This is a genomic window from Paraburkholderia sp. BL21I4N1, from assembly GCF_002973525.1.
Lineage (GTDB): Bacteria > Pseudomonadota > Gammaproteobacteria > Burkholderiales > Burkholderiaceae > Paraburkholderia.
Genome location: NZ_PVEN01000003.1, coordinates 186,353 through 212,566 on the forward strand (window position 1 = coordinate 186,353; position 26,214 = coordinate 212,566).

Below are 26,214 nucleotides of genomic sequence, written 5' to 3' on the forward strand. Positions count from 1 at the left end.
CGGCGTGTGCAGGTCGCGCAGATTGCGCCGCGCGCGACACCTCAAGCGTCGCCTGCCATGCGCATGGGCATTCGGCGCCGCTCCCACCACGCAGCCGCAAGGAACGCGAGCGCCGCGGCGAACAGCACGCCGACCATCGCATCGTTACCCACGCCCTTCATTAACGCGCCCGCCACCAGCGGACCGCCGAAACTGGCCGCGCCCCATGCCGCCCCCACCAGTGAACTCGCCGACACCAGCGCGATGCCGCGAAAGCGCTCACCGCAGGCCACCAGCGACAACGTGTAGATCGCGCCCGCCGCCGCCCCGAGCACATACAGCAGCGGCCAGCATAGCCACGGCGACGTGATTGCCCACGGCAGAAGCGGCAACAGCAGCACGACGATCACACCGCAACCGATATGCACTCGCTCCCGGCCCAAGCGGTCCGCGAGCCAGCCGATCGGAAACTGCATCGTCGTATCGCCGAGCAGCAACGCCGACGCGAGCAACACCGCGACCTCGGTCGTCATGCCGTGCGACATCGCGAAGAGCGGCAGCAGCGACAGCGCGATGGTGTCGAACAGCGCGAAAAATCCGGTGCCGATCACGAGCGCCGGCATCTGCGGCAACACGTGGCGCCAACTGCCGTGCGCGGCGTGTTCGTCGTCCGCGGCGTGCGGCGTGGTGCGGAGGGTGGCGAGCATCGGCAGCGCCAGCAGGAAAATCGCGCCGCAGATCAGGAAGCGCGAGTGCATGAGGTCCGCGATCTGACTCACCAGCACCGGGCCCGACATCTGGAACAGCGTGAAGTTGGTCGCATAGATCGCGATGACGCGGCCGCGGCTGGCGTCGTCGGCGAGCTGGTTGACCCAGGCTTCGCCGATCGTAAAGAGCAGCATCAGCGCCGCGCCGCAGAGCACGCGCAACAGTGCCCAGAGCCACAGGTTCGCGGTGAGTTGCATCAGCGCGGTGGCGATCGCCACGACCAGCACCGCACCGACTATCACCTGGCGGCCACCAAAGCGTGCCGCGACCCAACCGGCGAACGGCACGATGACGAGGCCGCCGCCCGCTTGCGCGGCGGTCAGCAGGCCGACCACGTCGGTGCCATAGCCGGCTTGCGTCAGTGCGAGCGCGGTGAGTGGAAGGGTCGCGCCGCTGCCGAGTCCGACCACGGCAACGCTAAGAATGAGCGCGAGGAAATCGCGTGTGAAGATGACTTTCATCGGCCGTGATGCTACTACGGCCGCTAGCCGTTCGCACGCTTGAGGGGTATGGGGCAACGCGCAAGGTGGAGACGCTGCAGTTGCGTTAGTGTCGCCTTCGCATGTGCGTTATCACGCGCGGTAGGGCGTATCGCCGCGCGCGTCACACGGCGAAAATTGCCACGACGACTATCCCGCCGCGACCATCCGTTGAGCGCGGCGGTCGATCGACACCGACCACAGCGTCAGCACCAGCGCGCCGATCGAGGTCGCCACGCCGACCCACGGTAGCGTGGTGAGCGGCGCGCCCGCGCCGATCGCCATGCCGCCGAGCCAGGCGCCCGTGGCATTGCCGAGGTTGAACGCGCCTTGATTCAGGGTCGACGCCAGATTCGGCGCATGGCTCGCGCGGTCGACGATCAGCATTTGCAGCGGCGGCACGATCGCGAACGCCAGAATGCCCCAGACAAAGATGGTGATCATGGCCGGAATCTGCGCGTGCATCGTGCCGGCGAAAATCGTCAGGATCACGACGATTGCCAGCAGGAACGCCACCAGCGACGGCAACAGCCGCCAGTCGGCGAGCTTGCCGCCGAGCGTGCTGCCCACGGTCAGGCCAAGGCCGAACAGCAGCAGCACGAGCGTGACCGCATGCGGCGTGAAGCCGGCCACGTCTTCAAGGATCGGCGTGATGTAGGTGAAGGTCGAAAACAGGCTTGCCGAAGCAAGCACGCTGATGCCGAGCACCATCAGCACCTGCGGATTTTTCAGCACGCTGAATTCGTGAATGAGGCTGGCCTTCTGCATCTCGATCCTGGCCGGCAGGCAGACGGCGAGCGCGGCCGCCGCAACGATACCGATGCCGGTCACCGCCCAGAACGTGGCGCGCCAGCCCACGGCCTGGCCGAGCGCGGTACCGAGCGGCACACCGAGCACGTTGGCGAGCGTCAGCCCGGTGAACATCAGTGCGATGGCTTGCGCGCGGCGATTCGGCGCAACCAGACCCGCGGCCACCACCGAACCGATACCGAAGAACGCGCCATGGCAGAACGCCGTGACGATCCGCGCGGCCATCAGCACCGCATAGCCCGGCGCGATCGCGCACAGCAGATTGCCGACGATAAACACGCCGATCAGGCTCATGAGCGCTTTCTTGCGCGGCATATTGGCCACCGCGATCGCGACGATCGGCGCGCCGATCGTGACGCCGAGCGCATACGCCGACACCAGCATGCCGGCGGCCGGAATCGAGACGGACAGATCGCGTGCCACGTCGGGCAGCAGGCCCATGATCACGAATTCGGTGGTACCGATTCCAAAAGCGGCAACGGCAAGGGCGAGCAGGGGTAAAGGCATGGTGGCGGAGCGTGAATCGGCGCGACGGGGAGCGTCGCGCGGCCGGCGCGCGTTTTCGGGGCGAGAACGCGTGCGCCGTGCTAGAGGCAAAACAGTAGGGGATTCTACCTAAGTCAAAACACCCTTGCAGCGCAGTAAGGCCGATGTTGTTTTTTTCGGAACGCGGCGCGCGGGGCGCTCAAGGACGAGCATCGCGACGCCGATATCCTGCTTAACTTCGACGCGCGCATAGCTATTGAAATTTTGCGTAGCTATAGTCGTTACATCGATAGGGGTCAGCGTCTGCCCGTGTGTGCGGGTATTTTTAAAGTGTGCTCATGCCGAGGTGTCCTGGCAGCGTGAGCATGCAGTGTGATTAATGCCGTGGTCTGTCATGCTTCTTACACAGTCGACTCGTAGCGTTAGCGCTCTTTTAACGCGCTGGCGGATTTTCGCTAGCTTATCGAGCCTGCCTTTGCCTTCGTCCAATCCATCGTCAGCCGTTGCGCCGGCTTGCGCCGAAACCGTGTGGATCGTGCCGCTCCTCGAGCATTCGTGGTTCGACCATGTGCGCCTGAAACGCGTCTTCGTCACGGACGGCACGCGGCATCAAGTGGTGCTGATCGACGTGCGCAAGCTGCTCGCCTGCGCGGATCGCGACAATACCGACTATGTGCTGAAACCGGTTGCCGAATGGCATGCCGGCAAGGTGCGCGGCATTCGTGAGTTTCTCGATCCGGACAATCCACGCATTCCGCAGATGCCGTACGTGACGATCACGACGCGTCGCGCGCCGGGCTTGCTCGGCTGGGTCGGACTGGAGCGCGAAGGCGTGGTGTCGTTTCGCAATGGCCAGTATCGCGCGCGCTATCTGGCCGATGCCGGCGCGCGCTGGTTTCCAGTGGAAGTGCACGAGCGCGAAGCGGCGATGCTGCGCGAACTGTGCGGCGCGCCCGACGACGCCCGCACCGCGATTCGCGCAACGACGCTGGGCGGCCCGCCCCAGGTCGTTGCGCCGCCCGCCAGCCAGCCCTAACCCGACGCCCGCACCACGTTGCGCGGCGTCCCGCTCTCCCAGGCCGCGACGTTATCGAGCGTGGTCTGGGCGATCTCGCTCATCGCTTCGCGCGTGAAGAAGGCCTGATGTGCCGTGACGATCACGTTCGGGAACATCAGTAGACGGGCGAGCACGTCGTCCTGCAGCGGCAGATTCGAGTGATCCTCGAAGAACAGGCCGCCTTCTTCCTCGTAGACGTCGAGTCCCAGATGGCCGAGCTGGCCGTCTTTCAACGCCCCGATCAACGCATTGCTTTCGACCAGGCCGCCGCGGCCGGTGTTGATCAGCATCGCGCCGCGCTTCATCTTGGCGAGCGCGTGGCCGTCGATCAGATGGTAGGTGTCCGGCACTAACGGACAGTGCAAGCTGACCACGTCGGATTCCGCCAGCAACCTATCCAGCGGAACATAGCGCGCACCGAGCGCCAGCAGGTCGGCGGCGGGCGTGCCGGGGTCGTGCGCGAGCACCTGCATACCGAAGCCCGCCATGATGCGTCCGAATACGCGGCCGATCATGCCGGTGCCGATCACGCCCACCGTCTTGCCGTGCAGATCGAACCCGAGCAGCCCGTGCAGCGAAAAGTCGCCCTCGCGCGTACGCGCGACGGCGCGCGGCAGACGCCGGTTCAACGCCAGAATCAGGCCGACCGCATGCTCGGCCACCGCGTGCGGCGAATACGCCGGCACGCGCGCGACCGTGATGCCGAGGCGCTCGGCCGTTGCGAGGTCGACATGATTGAAGCCCGCCGAGCGCAGCGCGATCAGACGCGTGCCGCCCGCATGAAGCCGTTCCAGAACGGCCGCGTCGACTTTGTCGTTGACGAACGGACACACCACCTCGTAGCCCTGCGCCAGGATCGCGGTTTCGCTGTCGAGGTGCGATTCCTGAAAATGCAATTCGTAGCAATGCCTGCCGTTGGCTTCGATGAACGTGTCGCTGTCGTACTGACGGCTGCTGAACAGGATCATGCGCATGTCGGGCTCCGAGAAATGCATGCCGGCGAAAGGGCGGGGCTCGCCGCGCGCCAGGCGAATGAGCCAGTATAAAGGCCCCATTGCCGAGCAAGGCACATGGTGACCTTTGCCATTCAGTCTTTGCTAAAGATCATCTTTTGCGAAGTCAATGCGGTCTAGATTGAAAATAATATTGACAGGTGTGGAGAATTACAATATTTATTAAAAGGCAGTCTGACAAAAGCATGTTGATTCATCCAGTAAAGTAGAAAAAATCGGCCATCAGAATTCGGTGTCTTTTTTAAGGCGTCGAGCTAATTCACGAGGACAGTGTGACCGTCGAGCTATCACAACCGCATTTCCATAACATCGCCGCAGCGCCGCAATCTTCCCGGACGCATGTCGCGTCATCCCATTGCCATAAATAGTGTCATTCAGCCAGCTATGCCGGTTGAGTAATTGCTGAGTCGTACCGCGTCTGAGCGAATTATTTGCACTTTTTTTGAGCTATTGTTTTTCAGTCTCCTACTAATAAACCTGTAAATCGGCGAGCCTACATGATCGGTGAATTGCTGAGGTCTCAACCGGAGATCGCGCTGTTCGCAAGCCTGGCAATCGGATATTTCATTGGCTCGTTTCGAGTTGGGCCAATTCAGCTCGGCGGCGTCTGCGGCACGTTGATCGTTGCATTGCTGTTAGGACAGACGGGCGCGCGGCTGGCCCCCGATCTGAAGAACATCGCGTTTGCGCTGTTCATTTTTGCGCTGGGTTTTACCGGCGGGCCGCAGTTCTTTGCGAACATCGGACGCGGCTGGCGCTATGGATTGTTGTCGGTGGTCGAGATCGTTTCGGTGCTGGCGCTGATCCTGATCGCGGTGGTCGTGATGCGGCTCGACGCGGGCACGGCGGCCGGGTTGCTGGCCGGCGCGGCGACCGAATCGGCGGTGATCGGCACGGCGTCGGAGGCGATCGCCAAGCTCGGCTTCGGCGACGCGCAAACGCTGCGTCTACAGGCCAATATCGTGACCGCGTACAGCGTGAGCTACCTGTTCGGCCTGATCACCATCGTGCTGTTCACGAGCCAGTTCGCGCCGCTGCTGCTGCGCGTCAATTTGCGCGACGAAGCCGAGCGCGTGTGGCGCAAGCTTGGCGGCGACGGTGCGTTCGGCGAGGGGCAGCGGGCGGCGGCACCGGCACTGGTGGGCCGCGCGTTCCGCGTCGGCGCGGCGGCCGGCACCACGGTCGTCGCGTTCGAGCAGCAACACGGCTACAACCTGACCATCGAGCAACTGCGGCGCGGTGGCGAGGTCGTGGCGGTCGAACCGAAACTGGTCTTGATGGCCGACGACCTGATCCTGGTCGGCGGGCGGCGCGAAGCGATCGTGACGGCATCGGCCAGTCTGGGCGAAGAAATCGACGATGGCGGTTTCGACCAGATCGTCGCCGAAAAACTCGACGTGGTGCTGACGCGCCGCGAAGCGGAAGGGCTGACGGTCGCGCAGGTGCGGGAACGGGCCGATCCGGAACAGGCGCGCGGCGTCTACATCGCGGCGGTTACGCGGCTCGAAACCACGGTGCCGGCGTTGCCCGGCACGGCGTTGAATCGCGGCGACGTGCTGACGCTGGTCGGCGCCAAGGCCGACGTCGAGCGTGGTGCGCGACGTCTGGGTTACGTGTTGGCCGCGACGCAGAAAACCGACTTCGTCTACCTCGCGCTGGGCGTGCTGGTGGGGATGGCGATCGGCCATCTCGGTGGCCGGATCGGCGGCGTGTCGATCGCGCTCGGCACGGGCGGCGGCTGTCTGCTGTCCGGCTTGCTGTTCGGCTGGATCCGCTCGCGCTATCCGCTGATCGGCTCGCTGCCTTCGGCGGCCGCGCAGATTCTGAAGGACTTCGGTCTCGCGACTTTCATCGCCGCGGTCGGTTTGTCGGCGGGACCGGACGCCATCAAGCTGGTGCGCGAATACGGCCTCGCGTTACCCGTGGCCGGCATTCTGATGGTGCTGGTGCCGGGGCTGCTGTCGCTGTGGATCGGCCGTGTGTTTCTCAAGCTCGAGGCGCCCATGTTGCTCGGCGCGATTGCCGGCCAGCAATGCAGCACGCCCGCGATCAGCGCGCTGGTCGGCGTGACCGGCAACTCGACGCCGGTGATCGGCTACACGATCACCTATGCACTCTCGAACATTCTGTTGCCGTTGATGGGACCGGTGGTGGTGGGTCTCGCCGGCAAGCTCGGCTAGGTAACACGACATGCGCGGCACGACACGATCCGCAGCGCGCATCGACAGGCGGTATCCCCGCCCGCAGCACCCCGGCAGACGGCACCCAGTACTCAATATCTCAAACTATCCAGCGAGGGCATGATGGACTGGCTACATCACATTTTTCAGAAATCCCCTGAAATCGCGCTGTTTTTATCGCTAGCGGCCGGTTACTTCATCGGCCAGATCAATTTCGGCAAGTTCCAGTTGGGGGGCGTGGGCGGCTCGCTGCTGGCGGCGGTCGTCATCAGCCAGGCGGGCGTGACGATCGACAACGGCGTGAAGTCGGTCATGTTCGCCGTGTTCATCTACGCGGTCGGTTACGACTCCGGGCCGGGCTTCTTCAATTCGCTGAACCGCAAGACGCTGCGTGAAATCGCGATGGCGGTCTTCCTGGCCGTCACCGCGCTGATCACCGTGGTGGTGTGCGCGAAGCTGTTCCATCTGAACAAGGGGCTCGCGGCCGGACTCGCGGGCGGCGCGTTGACGCAGTCGGCGATTATCGGCACGGCGGGCGACGCGATCGCGCGTCTCGGTTTGCCGGCCGATCAGGTGAAATCGCTACAGTCGGACGTGGCGATCGCGTACGCGGTCACCTACGTGTTCGGCTCGCTGGGGGCGATCATCGTCTGCGTGAACATACTGCCCAAATTCATGGGGCAGGGCTTGCGAGAGGCGTCGATCGACGCGGAGCGCGAGTTGTCGGCGGGGGCGTCGACCTCGCTCGCGGCGGGGCAGATTCGCGCGTTGCCTGAACTGGTGGGACGTGCGTACCGGATCGACGTCAGCGCCGGCAAGACGGTCAAGGCGGTCGAGACCTTGCATCAGGACATGTTGACGGTCGAAAAGATCAAGCGCGACGGCAAGACCCTCGATCCGACGCCGGACCTGACCTTGCAGCTCAACGACGAAGTGCTGGTGGTGGGCCGCCGCGAAGCGGTCGTCGCGTTCGGCGCGAACGGCAACGAGATCGCCAACGTCGACGATATCGGCGTGGTGATGCAGACCCGCGACGGCGTGTTCACGCGCAAAGGCATGAACCACACGACGATCGCCGCCGCGCGCGAAGTGGTGGATCGCGACCTGCGCCACGGCGTGTACATCCAGCACATTTCGCGCGCCGGTCAGCCGCTGCCGATCCTGCCGGAAACCAAACTGGAGCACGGTGACGTCATCACGTTCTACGGCTCGCCGAAAGACACCAAGCGCGCCGTCGACGCCGCCGGCTACGAACTGCCGAACACCAACAAGACCGACTTCATCTACATGGGCGTGGGCCTCGTGCTCGGCTTGCTGATCGGGCTGATCGTCGTCAACGTGGGCGGCATTCCGCTCACGCTCGGCTCGGGCGGCGGCTGTCTGCTGGCGGGTCTGCTGTTCGGCTGGATGCGCGGCAAGCATCCCATGTACGGCGTGATGCCGTCGGCGGCTTCGCAGTTGCTCAAGGACTTCGGCCTCGCGGCGTTCGTCGCGGTGGTGGGTCTTAACTCCGGCCTGCAAGCCGTGGTGACGGTCAAGCAGAGCGGCATGACGATCTTCCTGCTCGGCGTGTTCGTCACGTTGTTTCCGCTGCTGCTGACCATGCTGTTCGGCCGCTACGTGCTGAAGTACAACAACGCGGCGATTCTGGCCGGTGCGCTGTCGGGCTCGCGCAGTGCGAATCCGGCCTTCGGCGGCGTGCTCGACAAGGCGGAAAGCGCGGTGCCTACCGTGCCGTTCGCGATCACCTATGCGATCGCCAACGTCGCGCTCACACTGCTGGGTCCGCTCGTGGTCGGGCTAGTTTAGGCGCGCACGCAGCGCTTTATCGATCTCTTTCACGCTGGCGGTAAGCGGACGATCCTCGCGACGCCGGCGTCTTTCACCTGCTCACTGGAGAACGCATCATGGCAAAAGAGAAGGGCGACAAGAAACACGCGGATATGGCGCAACCGGGTCTGTCCGCGCTCAGCCCGTTCGAACTGAAGGACGAACTGATCAAGGCGGCCGGCGGCGGCGCCGTGGAGCGTGCCGCGAACGCCGCGATGCTCAACGCCGGTCGTGGCAATCCGAATTTTCTGGCGACGATTCCGCGTCACGGCTTCTGGCAACTCGGCCTGTTTGCGATGCGCGAATCGGAGCGCTCGTTCGCGTACATGCCGGAAGGCGTGGGCGGTTTTCCGCGACGCGACGGTCTCGAAGAACGCTTCGATCTGTTCCTGCGCGAGAACAAAGGCGTAGCGGGCATCGACTTTTTGCGCGGCGCGGTGTCGTACGTGCGCGATCAGCTGGGCTATTCGGCCGGCGACTTCCTGTATGAAATGTGCGAGGGCATTCTCGCGTCGAACTATCCGGTGCCCGACCGCATGCTCAAGATGTCCGAGCTGATCGTCGGTCAGTATCTGCGCCGCGAGATGATCGGCAACCATCCGTTCGTCGGCGAATTCGACGTGTTCGCGGTGGAAGGCGGCACGGCGGCAATGACGTACATCTTCAACACGATGCGCGAGAATCACCTGATCAAGGAAGGCGACACCATCGCGCTCGGTATGCCGATCTTCACGCCGTACATCGAGATTCCGCGTTTGAACGACTACAAGCTGAACGTCGTCAATCTCGAAGCGGACGTGGAGAGCGGCTGGCAGTATTCGAAGAAGGAACTCGACAAACTGCGCGACCCGAAGGTGAAGGCGTTCTTCCTCGTGAACCCGAGCAATCCGCCTTCGGTGAAGATCAACGACGAGAGCCTTCAGTACATTGCCGACATCGTCAAGGAACGGCCCGATCTGATTCTGCTGACCGACGACGTGTACGGCACGTTCGCCGACGACTTCGTGTCGCTGTTCGCGCTCGCGCCGAAGAACACGATCCTGGTCTACTCGTACTCGAAGTATTTCGGCGCGACCGGCTGGCGTCTGGGCACGATCGCGACGCATCGCGACAACGTGCTCGACCGTCTGATCGCCGAGTTGCCGAAAGACGCGAAGAAGCAGTTGCACGAGCGTTACGAGTCGATCACGACCGAACCGGACAAGCTCAAGTTCATCGACCGCCTGGTCGCCGACAGCCGCACCGTCGCGCTGAATCACACGGCGGGTCTGTCGACGCCGCAGCAGGTACAGATGGTGTTGTTCTCGCTGTTCTCGCTGATGGACACGCCGGACGCGTACAAGAACGCGTTGAAGCGCCTGATCCGCAAGCGCAAGCAGGCGCTCTACGAAGAAGTGGGCATTTCGTTCGAGGACGACGATCCGAATCAGGTCGACTACTACACGATTCTCGACATCGAGTTCCTCGGCGAGAAGATGTTCGGGCGTGAGTTCGTCGACTGGTTGCTGAAGAACACCGAGCCTTCCGAGCTGCTGTTCCGTCTCGCCCGTGAAGCGCGGGTCGTGCTGCTGCCGGGTCGCGGGTTCGGTACGCAGCATCCTTCGGGGCGCGTGTCGCTCGCCAATCTGAACGAGTCGGACTATCGGCAGATCGGCCGTGCGTTGCGCAAACTGATCGAAGAGTACATCGAACGTTTCAATGCGGCGACCGGCAAAAAGCTCGATAAAACGAAGGTGAAATAACACGCGCCGGCACGTTGTTAACGCAGTAGCAGAAGTGCGCGCGTTGAATGCATTTAATGCCTTAAAACAGGGCTAAATGGCTTGCGCAATCGCGCGGATCAGTGAATGATCGGATGAACGGCCTCGCCAGCATGACTGTTGGCGAGGCCGATTTTTCCTTAGCGTTCTGACATTCACGTACCGATCATGCCGACTTCATCCATCCCATCCGTCGCTTCCGCTGTGCCCTGTCCGGTTGTCGAATCGCTCGACGCCATCCTCCCCGAAGAACCGCTGCTCATGATGGGCGCCGGCCCCGTGCCGATTCCCGCCGCTGTCGCCAAGGCCAACACGATCGTCATCAATCACCTGGGCGGCACGATGGTGAAAGTGATCGGCCAGGTGAAGACCATGGCGCGCTACGTATTCCAGACGAATTCGAAATGGGTGTTGGGCGTGGCGGGACCGGGATCGGCCGCGATGGAAATGGCGATCTCCAACCTCGCGTGGGAAGGCACGCGCGTGTTGAGCATCAAGAACGGTTTCTTCAGCGAACGGATGGCGGAGATGGGCCGCCGCGTCGGGGCGCGCGTGAGTACGCTCGACGTGGACGATGGCGCGGTTGCGAGTCTCGACCAGGTGGCCGAAGCGATTCGCCGCGAGCGTCCGGAGATCGTGACGGTGGTGCAGGGCGAGACGTCCAATACGGTGTGGAATTACCACTTGAAGGACATCGCCGCATTGGCAAAAGCCGCGGGCGCGCTGGTGATCGTCGACGCGGTGTGTACGTTGAGCACCATGCCGCTGGAAATGGACGCGTGGGGTATCGACGCGGTGATTACCGGCGGGCAGAAGGGCTTGTCGTCGATTCCGGGTGTCTCGCTGATCGCGTTTTCCGACGCGGCCTGGGCGCGTGTCAAAGGGCGCACGGCGCCGAACGCGCATTGGTGCCTGGATGCGTCGCTCGCGGAAAACTTCTGGCATAACGCGGGCTATCACTACACCGCGCCGGTGTCGGGCGTGCTGGCCTTGCACGAGGCGTTGCGGCTCGTGTGCGCGGAGACGCTGGAGAAGCGCTTCGCGCGGCATCTGAAATGTTCGCTGGCTTTGCAGGAAGGGATCGCCGCGCTGGGGCTGAATCTGTATGCGCCGTCGGCATGCCGGCTGAATTCGGTGGTCGGGATCGAGGTGCCGCAAGGCTTGAGTCCCGGCGACATTTGCGGTCATATCTCGCGCCAGCATCAGGTCGAGATTTCCGGCTCGTTCGGTTTACCGATCGTGCGTATTGGGCAAATGGGCGAGCAATGCCGCGAACATAATCTGTTCAGAACGCTGCACGCACTGGGCCGCACGATGGTGGATCTCGGTGCGGCGGTGGATCTGCCGGCGGGTGTGGCGGCGTTGGAAAAATCGCTGTCGAGCGGTGCGCGCGTAGTGGCGAGGTAGGCTGGCGCCGGTGTGAAGGCGGCGCGCTTTGCGTATCCAGCGCAGGCATGCCGCGCTGGATAGTGCGTTGAACGATCAGGTCGTCGCGGGCGAAATCGGCGCCCGCGCGTGGCGCAGGTACAGCACCGTCGACAGCACCACGGCAGCGGCCGACGCCACGGCCGCAAAGAGAAACACGGAGGCGTAGCCGAACTCGCCGGCAATGTAGCCGGCCAGCGGCCCGGTGATGCCGAGCGAAAGATCGAGAAACACCGAATAGGCCGACAACGCCGCGCCACGACTGGCCGGCGGCACGAGGCCGACCGCCTCGACGCCGAGCGCCGGGAACACCAGCGCAAAGCCGAAACCGGTCAACGCCGCGCCGGCGAGCGCGATATGCGGCTCGGGCGCGAGCCACAGCATCAACAGCCCGGCGCATTCGAACGAGAACGACACGATCGCGACGCGGAACCCGCCGTAGCTCTTGATCGTGTTGGCGAACAACAGGCGCGCGCCGATGAACAGCGTGCCGAACACCGTCAGCGACAAGGCCGCATTCGGCCAATGCTTCGCGGCGTAAAACAGCGTGATGAAGGTGGCGATCGAGCCGAACCCGGCGGAGCCGAGCGCGAGGCCGATACCGTGCGGCAGCACGCGCGTGAGCACGCTGCCATACGACATCCGCTCGCCGTGGACGATCGGCACCGGTGCGATCGGCCGGGCCAGATAAAAGCCGAGCGCCGCGAGGAAGATCACCAGAATGCCGAGCGCCGCAAATCCCACCGTGTGCGCGATCGCCACCCCGAGCGGCGCGCCGACGGCCAGCGCGCCGTAAGTGGCGATGCCGTTCCACGAGATCACCCGCGCGTTGTTGCTGGTGCCGACCCGGCCGATGCCCCACAGAATCGCGCCGGTGCCGCACAGGCTTTCCCCGAAACCGAGCACCAGACGGCTGCACACCAGCAAGCCGAGGCTCAGCACGGGCCAGCGCCCGCACAGCACGGCCAGCAGCAACAGAACCCCACTCGCGCCGCACCCCAGCAGCCCGATCGACACCGTGCGCTTCGGCCCCAGCGTATCCGCCGAACGGCCGGCCAGCGGCCGCGACGCGAGGGTGGCCAGGTATTGCACGCTGATTGCCGCGCCGGCCAGCACCGCGCTGTAGCCGAGGTCGTCGTGGACGTAGCCGGGCAGCACCGCGAGCGGAATGCCGATCGTCAGATAGCAAAGAAACGTGAAAAAAACGACCGGAATGATCTGTAAGGTCGTCGCAAATTCGCTGCGAGGTGACGCTGAGTCGGTGGACATGGGGAAAACGAGACTTGAAAACGGCGGGAAGCCGTGATTTTCCCATGGAACCGATTCTCTTGCAGGAGTTGCTTAATAAATTGACCCATTAAAAAACGGTGCCGGATGCCTATAGTGGTCCGCTTTTGCCCAAAAAGCGCGGGTTTTGGCCCTCGTTCCGGCGAGCTTGGTTTGTCTCGATATGTCTGTATTGGCTTTAAAAATAGTAAAACATAGCAAAATTGCCATATCAACATAAGCCGACCGACCCTCAAACCTATCTCGATATCGCCTCGCGGATATGTCCCGCATGCGATTCGAGCTATGGGTTGGTTTTATTGGGAATGATAGTTTTCGAACCATCACGCAGCACGTCCCCACGGACACAGAACATTCGAGAGTAAAGAGACATGACTGAGCCGATTCGCTTCTACCACCGCAACGCGATCCGCGAGATCAAGGACGCGCCCGTCACCCGCACCGTCCTGCAGTATCTGCGCGAAGACGTGCATTGCACCGGCACCAAGGAAGGTTGCGCAGAAGGCGACTGCGGCGCGTGCACGGTCGTGCTCGGCGAGCCCAACGCGGCGGGCGGCGTCGACTTCAAGACGGTCAATGCCTGCATCCAGTTCGTGCCGACGCTCGACGGCAAGGCGCTCTTCACCGTCGAGGATTTGCGCCAGCCGGACGGCTCGCTGCACCCGGTGCAGGAAGCGATGGTCGAATGCCACGGCTCGCAGTGCGGTTTCTGCACGCCGGGTTTCGTCATGTCGATGTGGTCGCTGTACGAAAAGCACGGCCACGAACATAGCTGCGCGAACAAGACGGTGCCGTCGCGCGACACGATCAGCAATGCGCTGACCGGCAACCTGTGCCGCTGCACGGGCTATCGTCCAATCGTCGACGCCGCCGTGCGCATGTTCGAAGCGCCGCCGCCGAAAGCGCCGGTCAACGTCGAAGCGCTCGCCGCCACGCTCGCCAAACTGCAGCGCACGGACACGTTCCACTACCAGCACGCCGGCCAGCAGTTCGACGCGCCGCGCACGGTCGCCGCGCTCGCCAGGATCAAGGAAGCCGAGCCGGCCACGCGGATTCTCGCCGGCAGCACGGATATCGGCCTGTGGGTCACCAAGATGATGCGTGAGCTCGGCAACATCGTTTATATCGGGCAGATCGCCGAATTCCAGAAGCTCGAAACCAACGACGACTGGATCGAAATCGGCGCGGGCGTGAGCGTCGAAAAGGCCTACACGGAAATCATCAAGCAGTATCCGGAGCTGTTCGAAATGCAGCAGCGCTTCGCGTCGCTGCCGATTCGTAACGCCGGCACGCTCGGCGGCAATATCGCCAACGGTTCGCCGATCGGCGATTCGATGCCCGGCCTGATCGCGCTCGGCGCGCATGTGATCGTGCGCGGCGGCGAGATTGAACGTGAAATGCCGCTGGAAGATCTGTACCTCGCGTATCAGAAGAAGGACATGGCCGAACACGAGTTCGTGGTCGGGCTGAAGGTGCCGACGCGCACCGGCGTGCGCAAGAACTTCCAGTTCCGCACCTACAAACTGTCGAAGCGTTTCGACTCGGACATCTCGGCTGTGTGCGCGGCGTTCTCGTTCATCGCCGACGGCGATGTGATCCGCGAACCGCGCATCGCGTTCGGCGGCATGGCCGCCACCTCCAAGCGCGCGACGCACGCCGAAGCCGTGTTGCGCGATGCCGACTGGCACGAAGCCACCGCGCAGGCCGCGATGATCGCGCTCGGCAACGACTACGCGCCGCTGTCCGACATGCGCGCTACCAGCAATTACCGGCTCGAAGCCGCGAAAAACACGCTGTACCGTTTCTGGCTCGAAACGCGTCCGAACAATCCGCTGCCAAAGAGCGCGCTCGACGTCCGCGCGGTGGCCGCGGCGTGCGCCCCAGCCGGCGCGAATGTCTGAGACGCGGTCAGTACGCGGCAAGTATAAGAAGCAAGAGAAGCACACGGAGAACACACAATGAATCAGCAAGCCGAACCGTTCCTGAAAGACCTCAAGGAGCTCGACGACTTCACCCAGGTGCATATTTCGCGGCCGCATGAGTCCGCGCATCTGCACGTGAGCGGCCGCGCGACCTACACCGACGACATTCCGACGCTCGCCGGCACGCTGCACGCCGCGCTCGGCCTGTCGCCGAAAGCGCACGCGAAGATCGTCTCGATGTCGCTCGACAAAGTACGCGCCACGCCGGGCGTGGTCGCTATCTTCACCGCCGAGGATTTCCCCGGCGTCAACGACGTCGGTCCGATCATCCACGGCGACGATCCGATTCTCGCCGACGGTCTCGTGCAATACGTCGGCCAGCCGATGTTCATCGTGGTCGCGACCTCGCATGACGTCGCACGGCTCGCCGCGCGCCGCGCCGAAGTCGTCTACGAAGAACTGCCGGCGGTTCTGACCGCGCAACAGGCGCGCGCCGCGAATCAGCACGTATTGCCGCCGATGAAACTCGCGCGCGGCGAAGCCGATACGAAGATCGCCCGCGCCGCGCGTCGCGAAGCCGGCGAGATGCTGCTCGGCGGCCAGGAACAGTTCTATCTGGAAGGCCAGATTTCGTACGCGGTGCCGAAGGACGACGACGGCATGCACGTCTACTGTTCGACGCAGCACCCGACCGAAATGCAGCACATGGTTGCGCATGCGTTGGGCGTGGCGTCGCACAACGTGCTGATCGAATGCCGCCGGATGGGCGGCGGCTTCGGCGGCAAGGAATCGCAATCGGGTCTGTTCGCGTGCTGCGCGGCTTTGGCTGCATGGAAGCTGCTGTGCCCGGTGAAGCTGCGTCCGGACCGCGACGACGACATGATGGTCACCGGCAAGCGCCACGATTTCCACTACACGTATGAAGTCGGTTACGACGAGCAAGGCGTGATCGACGGCGTGACGGTCGACATGACCTCGCGCTGCGGTTTCTCCGCCGACCTGTCCGGTCCGGTGATGACGCGTGCGCTGTGCCACTTCGACAACGCGTACTGGCTCTCGGACGTGACGATCGACGGTTTCTGCGGCAAGACCAACACGCAGTCGAACACGGCGTTCCGTGGCTTCGGCGGTCCGCAGGGCGCGTTCGCGATCGAATACATCATGGACAACGTCGCGCGGTCGGTCGGCCAGGATTCGCTCGATGTACGTCGCCGCAATCTGTACGGCAAGACCGAGCGCAATCAGACGCCGTATGGGCAAGTGGTTGAAGACAACGTGATTCACGAGTTGATCGACGAACTCGAAGCGACCAGCGAATACCGCGCACGTCGCGCGTCGATCAATGAATTCAACGCGAACAACGAAGTGCTGAAGAAGGGCATGGCGCTGACGCCGGTCAAGTTCGGCATTGCGTTCAACGTGACCCACTTCAACCAGGCCGGCGCGCTGGTGCACATCTACACCGACGGTTCGGTGCTGGTGAACCACGGCGGCACCGAAATGGGTCAGGGCTTGAATACGAAGGTCGCGCAGGTCGTCGCGCATGAACTGGGGATCGGCTTCAACCGCATTCGCGTGACCGCGACCGATACCAGCAAGATCGCCAATACGTCGGCGACGGCGGCATCGACCGGTTCGGACCTGAACGGCAAGGCCGCGCAGGATGCCGCGCGTCAGTTGCGCGAACGTTTGTCGGCGTTCGCCGCCGAGCGTTTCGGCGCGGGTCAGGTGAGCGCGTCGGAAGTGCGTTTCCTGCACGATCGCGTGGTGGTCGGCGAGATGATCGTGCCGTTCGAGGAAGTGATCGCGAAGGCGTACGTGGCGCGTATTCAGCTCTGGTCGGATGGCTTCTACGCGACGCCGAAGCTCTACTGGGATCAGTCGAAGCTGCAGGGCCGGCCGTTCTATTACTACTCGTACGGCGCGGCCGTGTCGGAAGTGGTGATCGACACGCTGACCGGCGAAATGCGCGTGCTGCGCGCGGATGCCTTGCATGACGTGGGCGCGTCGCTGAATCCGGCGCTCGACGTCGGCCAGGTGGAAGGCGCCTTCATTCAAGGCATGGGCTGGCTCACGACCGAAGAACTGTGGTGGAACGCGGGCGGCAAGCTGATGACGCACGCGCCGTCCACCTACAAGATTCCGACCGTCAACGACACGCCGCCGGACTTCCGCGTGCGCCTGTTCAAGAACCGCAATGCGGAGGACAGCATTCACCGTTCGAAGGCGACCGGCGAGCCGCCGCTGCTGCTGCCGTTCTCGGTGTTCTTCGCGGTGCGCGACGCGGTGTCGGCAGTGGGCGACCACAAGGTCAACCCGCCGCTGAACGCCCCGGCCACCAGCGAGGAAATCCTCAAGGCGGTCGGCGCGGTGCGCGCGGCGACTGCCGCCGCGCGGCAATAAAGGTCACGGACTGGTTGACGCGTGAATCACTCACTCACTGGAAAGATCGCCATGAACGCTTTTTCTTCCGTTCAGATCGGGCGGCGCAGCACGGTTGAAGCGCCGCGTCCGGCGCCGATGCACATCGTGCTGTTCGGCGCGGGACACGTCGGGCATGCGCTCGTCGAGTTGCTCGGCAGCTTGCCGTGCGTGGTCCAGTGGGTCGACGAACGCGACGAGCTGTTCCCGGACGAAACGCCCGCCAATGTGCAGGTCGAAGCGACCGACACGCCGGACGCGATCGTCGACACGGCGCCGCCCGGTGCGTATTTTCTGGTGATGACGCATAACCACGCGCTCGATTTCTCGCTGGCCGCGCGCATCATGCGGCGGCGCGATTTCACGTACTTCGGCATGATCGGTTCGAAGACCAAGCGCGTGAAGTTCGAGCGCAGATTGATCGATCGGGGCGTGGATCTGGACCGGCTGGTCGAGATGACCTGTCCGATCGGCGTGGCGGGTATCGTCGACAAGGCGCCTGCGGCGATTGCCGTGGCGGTGTGTGCGGAGTTGCTGCAGATCCGTTCGCGGCAGGCTGCGGCCCAGGCCACGATGCAGAAGCTTTGCGCCAGCGTGTGAGTGGTTAGTCGACAACTGAGTGGGCGACCGAGGCGCAGCGGCAAGCGCCCGCCTCCCTCGACAACGTCAGCCCTTCGCGGCTGACGTTTCTTTTTTCTGCGGCCGTTTGGCGCGGCGCATTTTCTGCGCGACCAATCCATCCGACACTTGCGACATCAGCGTGCGCAGCCAGCCGACATCGCTCGGGCGATCCGGCTGCGGATGCCATAACTGATAGCACTTGATGCGCGGAAACGGAATCGGCACATCGACCACCGCGAGCGGCAGGATGCTCGCGTAATGCATCGCGAAGCGGCGTGTGGTCGTGAAGATCAGATCCGATTGCAGTAGCGTCTGCGGCACCAATCCGAAGTACGGCAGCGTGGCGACGATGCGCCGGTCGGCGCGCGCCCGCGCGAAGCCGATGTCGATCGCGCCGCCGCGCGCGCCGCTATACGGTGTCGGTGCGAGATGCGGCGCGGCGAGATACGCTTCGCGCGTCATCGGCATGCGGGTCAGCGGATGGTCGGCGCGCATCAGGCACACCACCGTGTCGGAAAACAGATCGCTGCGTTCGAAACGCGGGTCCGGCTTCGGCCAGTTGCCGATCACCAGATCGAGTTCACCGGCATCGAGCGCGGCGGAATGATCGAGCATGGGACTCAACGAGTCGATTTCGAGCCGTGCATGCGGCGCCGCGTCGCGGAACTGCGCGATCACGGTCGGCATGAAGAAGTCGTTCAGATAATCCGGCGCGGCGACGCGAAAGGTGCGGCGCGAGCGACCCGCATCGAAATCGCCGTGCGGCGTCGCGACAAAATCCACTTCGCGCAGCACGCGTTGTGCGGAGGCCAGCAGCGACTCGCCGTATTCGGTCGGCACCATGCCCGACTTGCCGCGCACGAGGATCGGGTCGTTGAGCGTTTCGCGCAGTTTGCGCAGCGCGGTGCTGATGGCAGGCTGAGTTTGATTCAGACGCAGCGCGGTCTGCGTGACGCTGCGCTCGACCAGCAGCGTGCGCAATACGCGCACGAGCCAGATATCGAGGGAGGCGGCGGTGTCGTCCATGTTCAAGGCTAAGCGGGGCAGGCGGTTCGGGCCGCAATCAAGCGTCGGACGAAGCCCGCCCGCGGACCTGCCCGCGCTCTGGGCGCAAAGGTTATAACCTTAGGCCGTTTGCGGAGCAGCAGCATAGCGGGCGCGGTATGGCCGGCATCAGCACGGTCTTTTCGGCGCTATCGTGGCGGCTTTCGAATGGTTTTAGACCATGGTCGACGTTCGCCTCGACGCGCGATCCACTCGAATCGCGCGAAGCTTGCGACTGCCTTACGTCGGATTCGCCAGGTTCGCCGGTATGTCGACGAGACCCGAAGCCAACGCGCTGATCCGCTTCACTTCCTGCGACTCGAGCCAGTTCGGCGTGCGCGCGCAATACAGCACCATCGGCAGTGCGTCTTCGCCCCAGAACAGTTGATCGTTGAGCCGGAAGGTCGGCACGCCGTAGACGCCGAGACCGATCGCGTCCGCCGTGTTGCGCTGCAATTGCGCGCTGACCTCGGGGCTTTTGATCAGCTCGGGACCGTCGGGCATCCCGACGCGATCGCACAGTTCGGCAAACGCCGTTTCACTCGACGGATCGCGGCCTTCGCGCCAGATGAAGCGGAAAATTTCGCGCACGAACTGGATGTCGCCCTTCGCGGCGGTGGCGAGTAGCAACGGCTTCATCGAATCGAACGGATGAGCCGGCGGCATCTTGTACGGAATGCCGAGTTGCTCCGCGCGAAACAACGCGTGCCGGTACAGGAAGGTGCGCTTGGCGGGCACGCTGTAGGCGGGCCGTTGTCCCCAGTGGCTATACAGGTCGTTCAGGACGACCGGCGTGAACGCGAAGTCGAAGCCCGGCCATTTGTCGTGTTGCTCGAGCAACAGGTACGTGAACGGCGAGACGAAGTCGTAAAACCAAAGCGGTTGCCTGGCGTCGATGCCAACGGTCATAAGTGTCTCCCGGATTGCCTGTTCCGCACGGCGCCTCTGCTGGACCGTCGGATTTGTAATGATCTTACGCGGTGCGGCGGCCGCTTGCACCCTCGATCAATAGGGTTTGCGACCGGCGCCGCCCGGCGTCTCGCCGATCTCGGCGGCTTCGTTGGCGGCGGTGTTATCCGCGGCGGAGGGAGCCTTGGGGGCAGTGGCGTCGTCGGCGGCGCCGGTTTGGGTGCCGGGCGCGTCGCCCGATTCGTCGTTCGCGTCGTCGTTCGTGTCGTCGCGCTGGGCCTCGCGGGCCTGCGTGAGCCGCTGACGCACGAATCCGATATGCTCGCGTAACACATAGAACTGATCCGCGTAGGCCAGCGGCATTTTCAGGCCGTTGACCGACTCCTCGATCGCATCGAGACGTTCGATCAGCGACGCGCGTTCCGTCGCCGAATGCTCGCTGAGCGCGCTGCGCTCGATGGCGATCAACGCGCCATACCAACGGTAGATGCGCGACTTCACCCGCCACGCATACAGCGACGGCACCAGCCGCAACGCCGGCACCAGCAGCACGATCAGCGGCACCACGACCACCAGCAGCCGGTCGGCGAGACTCGCGAGCCAGAACGGCAGCACCCGGTACAGGAAGCTCTTGCCCGACTTGTAGTAGCGCGCGGCGTCGTCGCTGATCGGGAAGTCATGCGCGAGCGGCGCGGGGAATTCGCCGGCGCGCTGCAGGATGTTCGCCTTGCCATGCACCTCGCGTGCGGCTTCGATCAGCAGATCGGAGAGCGCCGGATGCAGCGAGTCGCGCGCCACCAGTTCCGCGGTGGGCGCCACCATATGAATCGGCGCCGACGGCAGGTTCTTGCCGAGGTCGAACGCGCCCATCGGCATTTCGAGCTGCGTCAGATAGGGGAAGCGGCGGGTGTACGCATCGGCCTGGGTGAAGTCGTAGAACTGCACGTTCGGCGTGCGATAGAGCTTGCCCATCACCGCCGGTTGCGCCGAGTCGCCGGCGAGGAACGCCGCGTCGACCTTGCCGGAGATCAGGGCGGCGGCAGCGTCGTCGCCCGACAAGGGCAGCAGTTTGGTCGCGCCGCCCGGCTCGATGCCGTTGGCCTTGAGCAGCGCGAGCGCCAGCTCGCGCGTGCCGCTGCCTTCGGCGCCGACCGCGAGGCGCTGGCCTTTGAATTCGGAGAGTCGCGTGACCGTGGGGCCGTGATAGAAGATCGCCAGCGGCACATAGGCGACGCTGCCGAGCGACATCAGGCCTTCGCTGGCCGGGCCGGGCGCGACGCCGTCCTGCACGAAGCCGACGTCGACGTCCGACTTCGGGTCGGACAACCGCTTGAGATTCTGCAGCGAGCCTTCGGAGGCCAGCACGTTCAGGGTGATGCGGTTGCGCGCGAGAATCGTTTTGTACTTCTGCGCCGCGTTCCAGAAGGTGCTGCCCTCGGGACCGGCGCTGATGGTCAGGGTGCTGGGCGGCGCGGGCTGGATCAGCCGCACGGCGACCCAGACCGCCACGGCGGCGATCAGCAGGATCGGGCCGAACGAGACCGCCAGGTCGCGCCAGGAGATCGCGACGAAACGGGCGACGAGACGGGGAGGGCGTTTGCGGCCGGTGGCAGGCTTCATCGGATGACGTGACGGCGACGGTCGAAAGTGAACGGGACGCGTGGCAGCGTGCGTCGCGCCGATGGTACCTGAGATTCCGGCGACGGCGAAACGTGCGGCGGCCGCCCGTGCCGACAAACCCGTAACAAATGGTGAGCGCGGCGTGAATGGGACATGAATGCGCGATGAATACAGCGTGAATACCCTGGTGACGGGGCGTTGAACGCGAGCCGTCGACCGCCGCGCCGATGACTAAACCCTTTGCGCTTCTCGCCCGGCTAGATTAAATTGTGCATCGCTGCCGCGAACCGATGTTTGCGCGGCGCGACCCGGCATGACAGACAAGAACCGGGCGCGTCGGCGGACTTCGCGGCTTGCCGGTTTCGACCCGTGGCGCTTGCCTGCATGCGCATACGGCACCCGGCTTCTCTCGCCTCTCGCACACCGTGTTGCAGCCTGAGTCGGCCACGCCCAGCCGCGCCTTGTCGCGCGCGCGGCGCGGTCGCAGGTAGTCGTAACGAAGCCGCTTTGATATGCGGTCCAATGTGTAGCTAAGGAGAAGAGAAATATGAAATCGGTCGGTTTTCTGAAAACGCTGGGTTCGGTGGTGGCAATGGTGGTGGCGTGCAATGTGTACGCTCAGGCAAGCGATGCACCGAGCACGACCGCGGCGCCGGCTGCAAGCGCCAAGGCGACCAAGAAGGCCAACGGCCAACTCGGCCGCAAGGTGCGTAGCGCGCTGGCCAAGGCGCAAGGCATCGACGTATCGAACATCGCCGTGCGTGCCCGTGGCGGCGCGGTGACCCTGACGGGTTCGGTGCCTGACCAAGGCCAGATCGACGCTGCCGGCGAAGCCGCCAAGGGCGTCGCGGGCGTGACGTCGGTGACGAACAAGCTGACGGTTGTGCAGCAGTAAGCAGTCGCTCGACAGTAAGTCAGTGCAGTGCAAAAGCCCCGGTTTTTCACCCCGGGGCTTTTTTTTCGCTTTATTTCCCGGTGCGCGGATTTTTTGTGCGGTGAAGATGGGACATCGCCGCTGCGTCCGCGCCGCGAGCGAGCGCTACCGCCAGTCTGTGTGCTGCGACACACAATTGCCGTAGGCCGGAGCGTACTGTGATGCATGGGGAAATCGGAGTCGATACCATGGAAACCACGCTACTGCGCTACACGGATCTGCCGATCGGCGATCGGGCGGCTTTCGAACTGGTTTGCGCGCGGCACGGCTTTGCGCCGGCACATTTCGACATCAGCGCATGCGTGAATATGGGCGATGCCGCGCAGGAGCGTCTGGTCACGGTGCGCCGTGGCGGCTGGGCGCAGTCTTATTACGACCGGCACGGTCAGTGGATCCGGCAGTTCGAATCCGATCTGACGTGCAGGTTTTTCAAGTAAACATGATCTAAGGCCGAAGGCTGACGGCCGCTGACTCAGGCCAGCACGAGCCGCACGCCAACCAGCGTCAGCGTGGCGGCGAGCAGATTGCGCAGCAGCTTGTCCGGCGCGCGCGACGACAGAAAGCTGCCGATCGCGATACCCGGCAGCGACCCCACCAGCAGCGACAGCAGCATCGACCAGTCGATCGAGCCCAGCAGCCAATGACCGGCGCCCGCCAGCAGCGTGAGTGGCACCGCGTGCGCGATATCGGAACCGACGATCCGCGTGGTCGGCAGCAACGGATACAGCAGCAGCAACACCGTCACGCCGATCGCGCCAGCCCCTACCGACGTCAACGACACCAGCACGCCGAGCACCGCGCCGGTCAGCATCGTCAGCACGAGCGTGCGACTCTGGCGCGGCGGCCGTTGACGGCGCGCGCCGAGCGCCGCCAGTTGCGGGCGGAATACCAGCGCCACCGCGGTCACCAGCAACGCGACGCCGAGCACGATCTGGATCATCCGGCTGGCGCCCGGCGTATCCATTCCATAGCGATGCAGCAGGATCAGCGTGAGCGTGGCGGCCGGCACGCTGCCGGCGGCGAGTCGCAGCGTGATCTGCCAGTCGACGGAGCCCTTCAGGCCGTGCACGAGGGTACCGGTCGCCTTGGTGGCGGCCGCGTACAGCAGGTCGGTGCCGACCGCGGTGGCCGGATGCACGTTGAACAGCAGGACGAGGATCGGCGTCATCAGCGAACCGCCGCCAACGCCCGTCAAGCCGACCAGAAAGCCGACGAACAGGCCGGAGACGGAGTACAGCAGATCGATGTGGGGAAGGGCCATTGAGCGGACCGCAGACGGTCGGATGGGGTGAACAGGTTAGGTGGCGAGGCCGGCACGCGCGGCGGCTTGGGCAGCGCGTCTGCAGTTCGGCGATGGCGCCGCTGCCGACGCACCGCTTGGCTACCCGACCGTCGCGAGACCGCCCGCGAGTGCGACTGCGAGCGCTGCAGCGAATGCGCCAGCGTGCGGCGAAAGGCGCTATTGTCGCAAAACTGCCGCGTCCGCGTACGGAACGCCCTAAAGTGCGCAGGGGCAGCGGCTCGAAGCCGCCCCGCGCGCTGCCACGCTGGCGTGTCGGCGCCGCTTGCGCTCAGAGCGCGCGGCGAACTTCGACGATGCCGAACACCGCCAGCGTGATCCCCACCATCCGGTCGATCGCGACGCGCAGCTTGCTGCCGATTGCATGCCGCGCAAGCGACACCACGGTCACGAGGAAACACCACCACGCGATCGAGCCGCAAAACACGCCGCCCACCGTGGTCAGCGCAACGCTCGACGAAAACGCGCCACGCGGCGCGAGCGTGGTGAACAGCGCCGCGAACATGATCACCGTCTGCGGATTGGTCAGCGTGAGCAGAAACGAACTCGCATAGGCGCGCACCGCGCCGGCGCGGCCGACTTGCGCGAGCTTGCCGTTGCCCGCGTCGTTGGTGTCGTCGGCGGGAGCTTTTTGCAGCAGGGCGCGCACACCCAGATACAGCAGGAACAGACCGGCGATCAGATGCAACGGCCGGTCATAGGCCAGCATGAACTGCGAGATGCCGACGAGGCCGAGCGCCGCGATCAAACCGTAGACGGCGTCGCCGCTCGCAATGCCGAAACCGATCGCGAGGCCCGCGCGCGGGCCGCCGGTCAGCGTGCGCCGGATGCACAGCATGCCCATCGGGCCGACCGGCGCGGCAATCGCAAGACCGACGCCGGCAGAGGTGATGAAGAGACTGGCGGTGGACATTAAAACCCCTGGTTGATTGTTGTGGTTGGTTACGGGTTGTCGTGTTTCGTTTCGGCGCTGTATGACGGCGCGCTGACAATGAAGAACATCTCAGCATAGCCAGACTTAAAAAACCGGGCAAGGTTGTTGGGTGTCGGCTACTCGCTTTGCGCGGGCGTCGTTTCGTTTCGTTGCGTTGTTGAGTGCGGCTCGCTGCGACGCACGCGACCGACGGCCGTGGATACCCTGGGGCCAACTTTAACCGCGCTTTCCTCGGGCATAATTTTCTCACTTCACCTTCTGGGAGCGCGCCCGCTTATGTGGCAAATCGATCAGGTGACCTTGCGCCTGTTCATCGCCGTTTGCGAGGAAGGCACGATCGCGCGCGCGGCCGAACGCGAGTTCATCGCGCCGTCGGCGGTCAGCAAGCGGCTCGCCGATCTGGAGGCGCTGGTCGATGTCGCCTTGCTGTCGCGCAGTCAGCGCGGCGTGCGTGCGACCGCGGCCGGCGAAGCGCTGTTGCGGCATGCGAGGCTCATCATGCGCGGTCATGAGCGCTTGCAGGCCGAGCTCAGCGAATACGCCGCCGGGGCGCGCGGACATGTGCGGGTGCTGGCGAATGTGTCGTCGATGGTAGAGTTTTTGCCCGAGGCGTTGTCGTCGTTTCTGACGAGCCATCCGCGAATTCGCGTGGATGTCGAGGAGCGGGTGAGTACGGAGATCGTGCGCGGTCTGGAGGAAGGGGTTGCCGATCTTGGCATCTGCCGCGACGTGGTGGCGATGGGCAATCTCGATGTCGCGCCGTACCGAGCCGATCATCTCGCGCTGATCGTGCCGCGCACGCATCCGCTCGCGGGGGAGGCCGATGTGGGTTTCGAGCAGACGCTGGCATTCGATCATCTCGGGCTCGCGTCGAATGCGTCGGTGAATGCGCTGATGCAGCGTATTGCGGTGGAAAAGGGCCACGAGTTGAATTATCGAACGTATGTGTCCACGTTCGATGCCGCCTATCGTTTCATTCAGGCGGGTCTCGCGGTGGCTATCTTGCCGCGCGAAGCGCTGCCGCGTCATGCGGCTGATGAATACGGCATCGTCGCCGTGCCCTTGCGCGAGGCGTGGGCAGAACGGCGCTTTGTGATTTGTGTGCGCGATCGTCAGGCGTTGACGCTGGCGGCTTCGCATTTGCTTGAGCATTTGTTGCAGGCGGTTTGAGGCGGGGCATGGGGCGTCGTTTCGTGAGCGGACGTTGCCGCCGGGCTTGTTCCGCGTGCAAAGCGTGCCTGAAGCAAAGTGCTTGCCGAAGCAGAGCGCACACCCGCCAATCCACCTTCTCATTCCTTCCGAAAAGCCCTTAAGGGTTTTCCCGGCGAGGCGGCGCATGCCCGTCCCGCATGCCTGCGCGGCCATCGCCAGCGGCGATGGAGTGCGTCGCCAACGCAGACTTTTACGCGCGGCCCTGCGCGTGCACGCTGTCACC

The 26,214-nt window shown here is 64.1% G+C and carries 20 protein-coding genes; 11 read left to right on the forward strand and 9 right to left on the reverse strand.

The features are described 5' to 3' along the window. Window positions 1-41: 41 nt before the first annotated feature. Window positions 42-1,208, reverse strand: a complete 1,167-nt coding sequence (locus B0G83_RS10385) for an MFS transporter (protein WP_105507353.1) — start codon at window positions 1,206-1,208, stop codon at window positions 42-44. A 168-nt stretch (window positions 1,209-1,376) separates the two neighbouring features. Beyond that, window positions 1,377-2,543, reverse strand: coding sequence for an MFS transporter (locus B0G83_RS10390; RefSeq protein ID WP_105507354.1), 1,167 nt, complete (start codon window positions 2,541-2,543; stop codon window positions 1,377-1,379). Window positions 2,544-2,916: 373 nt separating this feature from the next. On the opposite strand from B0G83_RS10390, the gene B0G83_RS10400 reads away from it, so the two are divergent. After that, complete coding sequence (locus B0G83_RS10400; RefSeq protein ID WP_105507355.1) at window positions 2,917-3,558, forward strand: hypothetical protein; 642 nt, start codon at window positions 2,917-2,919, stop codon at window positions 3,556-3,558. Here the strand turns inward: B0G83_RS10400 and B0G83_RS10405 are convergent. Then, complete coding sequence (locus B0G83_RS10405) at window positions 3,555-4,553, reverse strand: 2-hydroxyacid dehydrogenase (protein WP_105507680.1); 999 nt, start codon at window positions 4,551-4,553, stop codon at window positions 3,555-3,557. The two genes, B0G83_RS10400 and B0G83_RS10405, sit on opposite strands and share 4 nt — an antisense overlap. 536 nt (window positions 4,554-5,089) lie before the next feature. Here B0G83_RS10405 and aspT (B0G83_RS10410) point away from each other — a divergent pair. From aspT (B0G83_RS10410) to B0G83_RS10425, 4 genes are all read left to right on the forward strand, one after another. Continuing rightward, the gene (aspT, locus tag B0G83_RS10410; RefSeq protein ID WP_105507356.1) at window positions 5,090-6,772 is read left to right on the forward strand and encodes an aspartate-alanine antiporter; all 1,683 of its coding nucleotides are present in this window, start codon (window positions 5,090-5,092) and stop codon (window positions 6,770-6,772) included. 123 nt (window positions 6,773-6,895) lie between these two features. Next, the gene (aspT, locus tag B0G83_RS10415) at window positions 6,896-8,581 is read left to right on the forward strand and encodes an aspartate-alanine antiporter (RefSeq protein WP_105507681.1); all 1,686 of its coding nucleotides are present in this window, start codon (window positions 6,896-6,898) and stop codon (window positions 8,579-8,581) included. Window positions 8,582-8,679: 98 nt separating this feature from the next. After that, entirely contained in the window at window positions 8,680-10,344 is a 1,665-nt protein-coding gene (locus tag B0G83_RS10420; protein WP_105507357.1) for a bifunctional aspartate transaminase/aspartate 4-decarboxylase, read from the forward strand. 186 nt (window positions 10,345-10,530) lie between these two features. Next, window positions 10,531-11,769: an alanine--glyoxylate aminotransferase family protein gene (locus B0G83_RS10425; protein ID WP_105507358.1), complete on the forward strand. Its 1,239-nt coding sequence runs from the start codon at window positions 10,531-10,533 to the stop codon at window positions 11,767-11,769. A 75-nt stretch (window positions 11,770-11,844) separates the two neighbouring features. Here the strand turns inward: B0G83_RS10425 and B0G83_RS10430 are convergent, their stop codons facing one another. Next, on the reverse strand, window positions 11,845-13,056 hold the full coding sequence (locus tag B0G83_RS10430; RefSeq protein ID WP_105507359.1) for an MFS transporter: 1,212 nt from the start codon (window positions 13,054-13,056) through the stop codon (window positions 11,845-11,847). Between the two features lie 389 nt (window positions 13,057-13,445). Between B0G83_RS10430 and xdhA the strand changes: the two genes are divergently transcribed. The 3 genes from xdhA to xdhC are packed head-to-tail and all read left to right on the forward strand — an operon-like array spanning window position 13,446 to window position 18,017. Next, entirely contained in the window at window positions 13,446-14,975 is a 1,530-nt protein-coding gene (gene xdhA, locus B0G83_RS10435; RefSeq protein WP_105507360.1) for a xanthine dehydrogenase small subunit, read from the forward strand. Window positions 14,976-15,032: 57 nt separating this feature from the next. Then, on the forward strand, window positions 15,033-17,399 hold the full coding sequence (xdhB, locus tag B0G83_RS10440) for a xanthine dehydrogenase molybdopterin binding subunit (RefSeq protein ID WP_105507361.1): 2,367 nt from the start codon (window positions 15,033-15,035) through the stop codon (window positions 17,397-17,399). A 51-nt stretch (window positions 17,400-17,450) separates the two neighbouring features. Continuing rightward, complete coding sequence (gene xdhC / locus B0G83_RS10445; RefSeq protein WP_105507362.1) at window positions 17,451-18,017, forward strand: xanthine dehydrogenase accessory protein XdhC; 567 nt, start codon at window positions 17,451-17,453, stop codon at window positions 18,015-18,017. 66 nt (window positions 18,018-18,083) lie between these two features. Here the strand turns inward: xdhC and B0G83_RS10450 are convergent, their stop codons facing one another. The 3 genes from B0G83_RS10450 to B0G83_RS10460 form a co-directional block, all read right to left on the reverse strand. Then, window positions 18,084-19,064, reverse strand: a complete 981-nt coding sequence (locus B0G83_RS10450; RefSeq protein WP_105507363.1) for a LysR substrate-binding domain-containing protein — start codon at window positions 19,062-19,064, stop codon at window positions 18,084-18,086. A gap of 258 nt (window positions 19,065-19,322) precedes the next feature. Further along, a complete protein-coding gene (locus tag B0G83_RS10455; protein WP_105507364.1) occupies window positions 19,323-19,991 on the reverse strand; it encodes a 2-hydroxychromene-2-carboxylate isomerase in 669 nt (222 codons plus the stop codon). Between the two features lie 96 nt (window positions 19,992-20,087). Beyond that, window positions 20,088-21,611: a TAXI family TRAP transporter solute-binding subunit gene (locus B0G83_RS10460; RefSeq protein WP_105507682.1), complete on the reverse strand. Its 1,524-nt coding sequence runs from the start codon at window positions 21,609-21,611 to the stop codon at window positions 20,088-20,090. A gap of 547 nt (window positions 21,612-22,158) precedes the next feature. Here B0G83_RS10460 and B0G83_RS10465 point away from each other — a divergent pair. Next, the gene (locus B0G83_RS10465; RefSeq protein ID WP_105507365.1) at window positions 22,159-22,506 is read left to right on the forward strand and encodes a BON domain-containing protein; all 348 of its coding nucleotides are present in this window, start codon (window positions 22,159-22,161) and stop codon (window positions 22,504-22,506) included. Window positions 22,507-22,733: 227 nt separating this feature from the next. After that, window positions 22,734-22,982, forward strand: coding sequence for a hypothetical protein (locus tag B0G83_RS10470; RefSeq protein WP_105507683.1), 249 nt, complete (start codon window positions 22,734-22,736; stop codon window positions 22,980-22,982). 35 nt (window positions 22,983-23,017) lie between these two features. On the opposite strand, the gene B0G83_RS10475 is transcribed toward B0G83_RS10470, so the two are convergent. Both B0G83_RS10475 and B0G83_RS10480 read right to left on the reverse strand, forming a co-directional pair. Beyond that, window positions 23,018-23,806: a sulfite exporter TauE/SafE family protein gene (locus tag B0G83_RS10475; RefSeq protein WP_035552832.1), complete on the reverse strand. Its 789-nt coding sequence runs from the start codon at window positions 23,804-23,806 to the stop codon at window positions 23,018-23,020. A gap of 310 nt (window positions 23,807-24,116) precedes the next feature. After that, a complete protein-coding gene (locus B0G83_RS10480) occupies window positions 24,117-24,758 on the reverse strand; it encodes a LysE family translocator (RefSeq protein WP_105507366.1) in 642 nt (213 codons plus the stop codon). A gap of 297 nt (window positions 24,759-25,055) precedes the next feature. Between B0G83_RS10480 and B0G83_RS10485 the strand changes: the two genes are divergently transcribed. Continuing rightward, window positions 25,056-25,949 (forward strand): LysR substrate-binding domain-containing protein, encoded by an 894-nt coding sequence (locus B0G83_RS10485; RefSeq protein WP_105507367.1) that lies wholly within the window; start codon window positions 25,056-25,058, stop codon window positions 25,947-25,949. Window positions 25,950-26,214 lie beyond the last annotated feature (265 nt).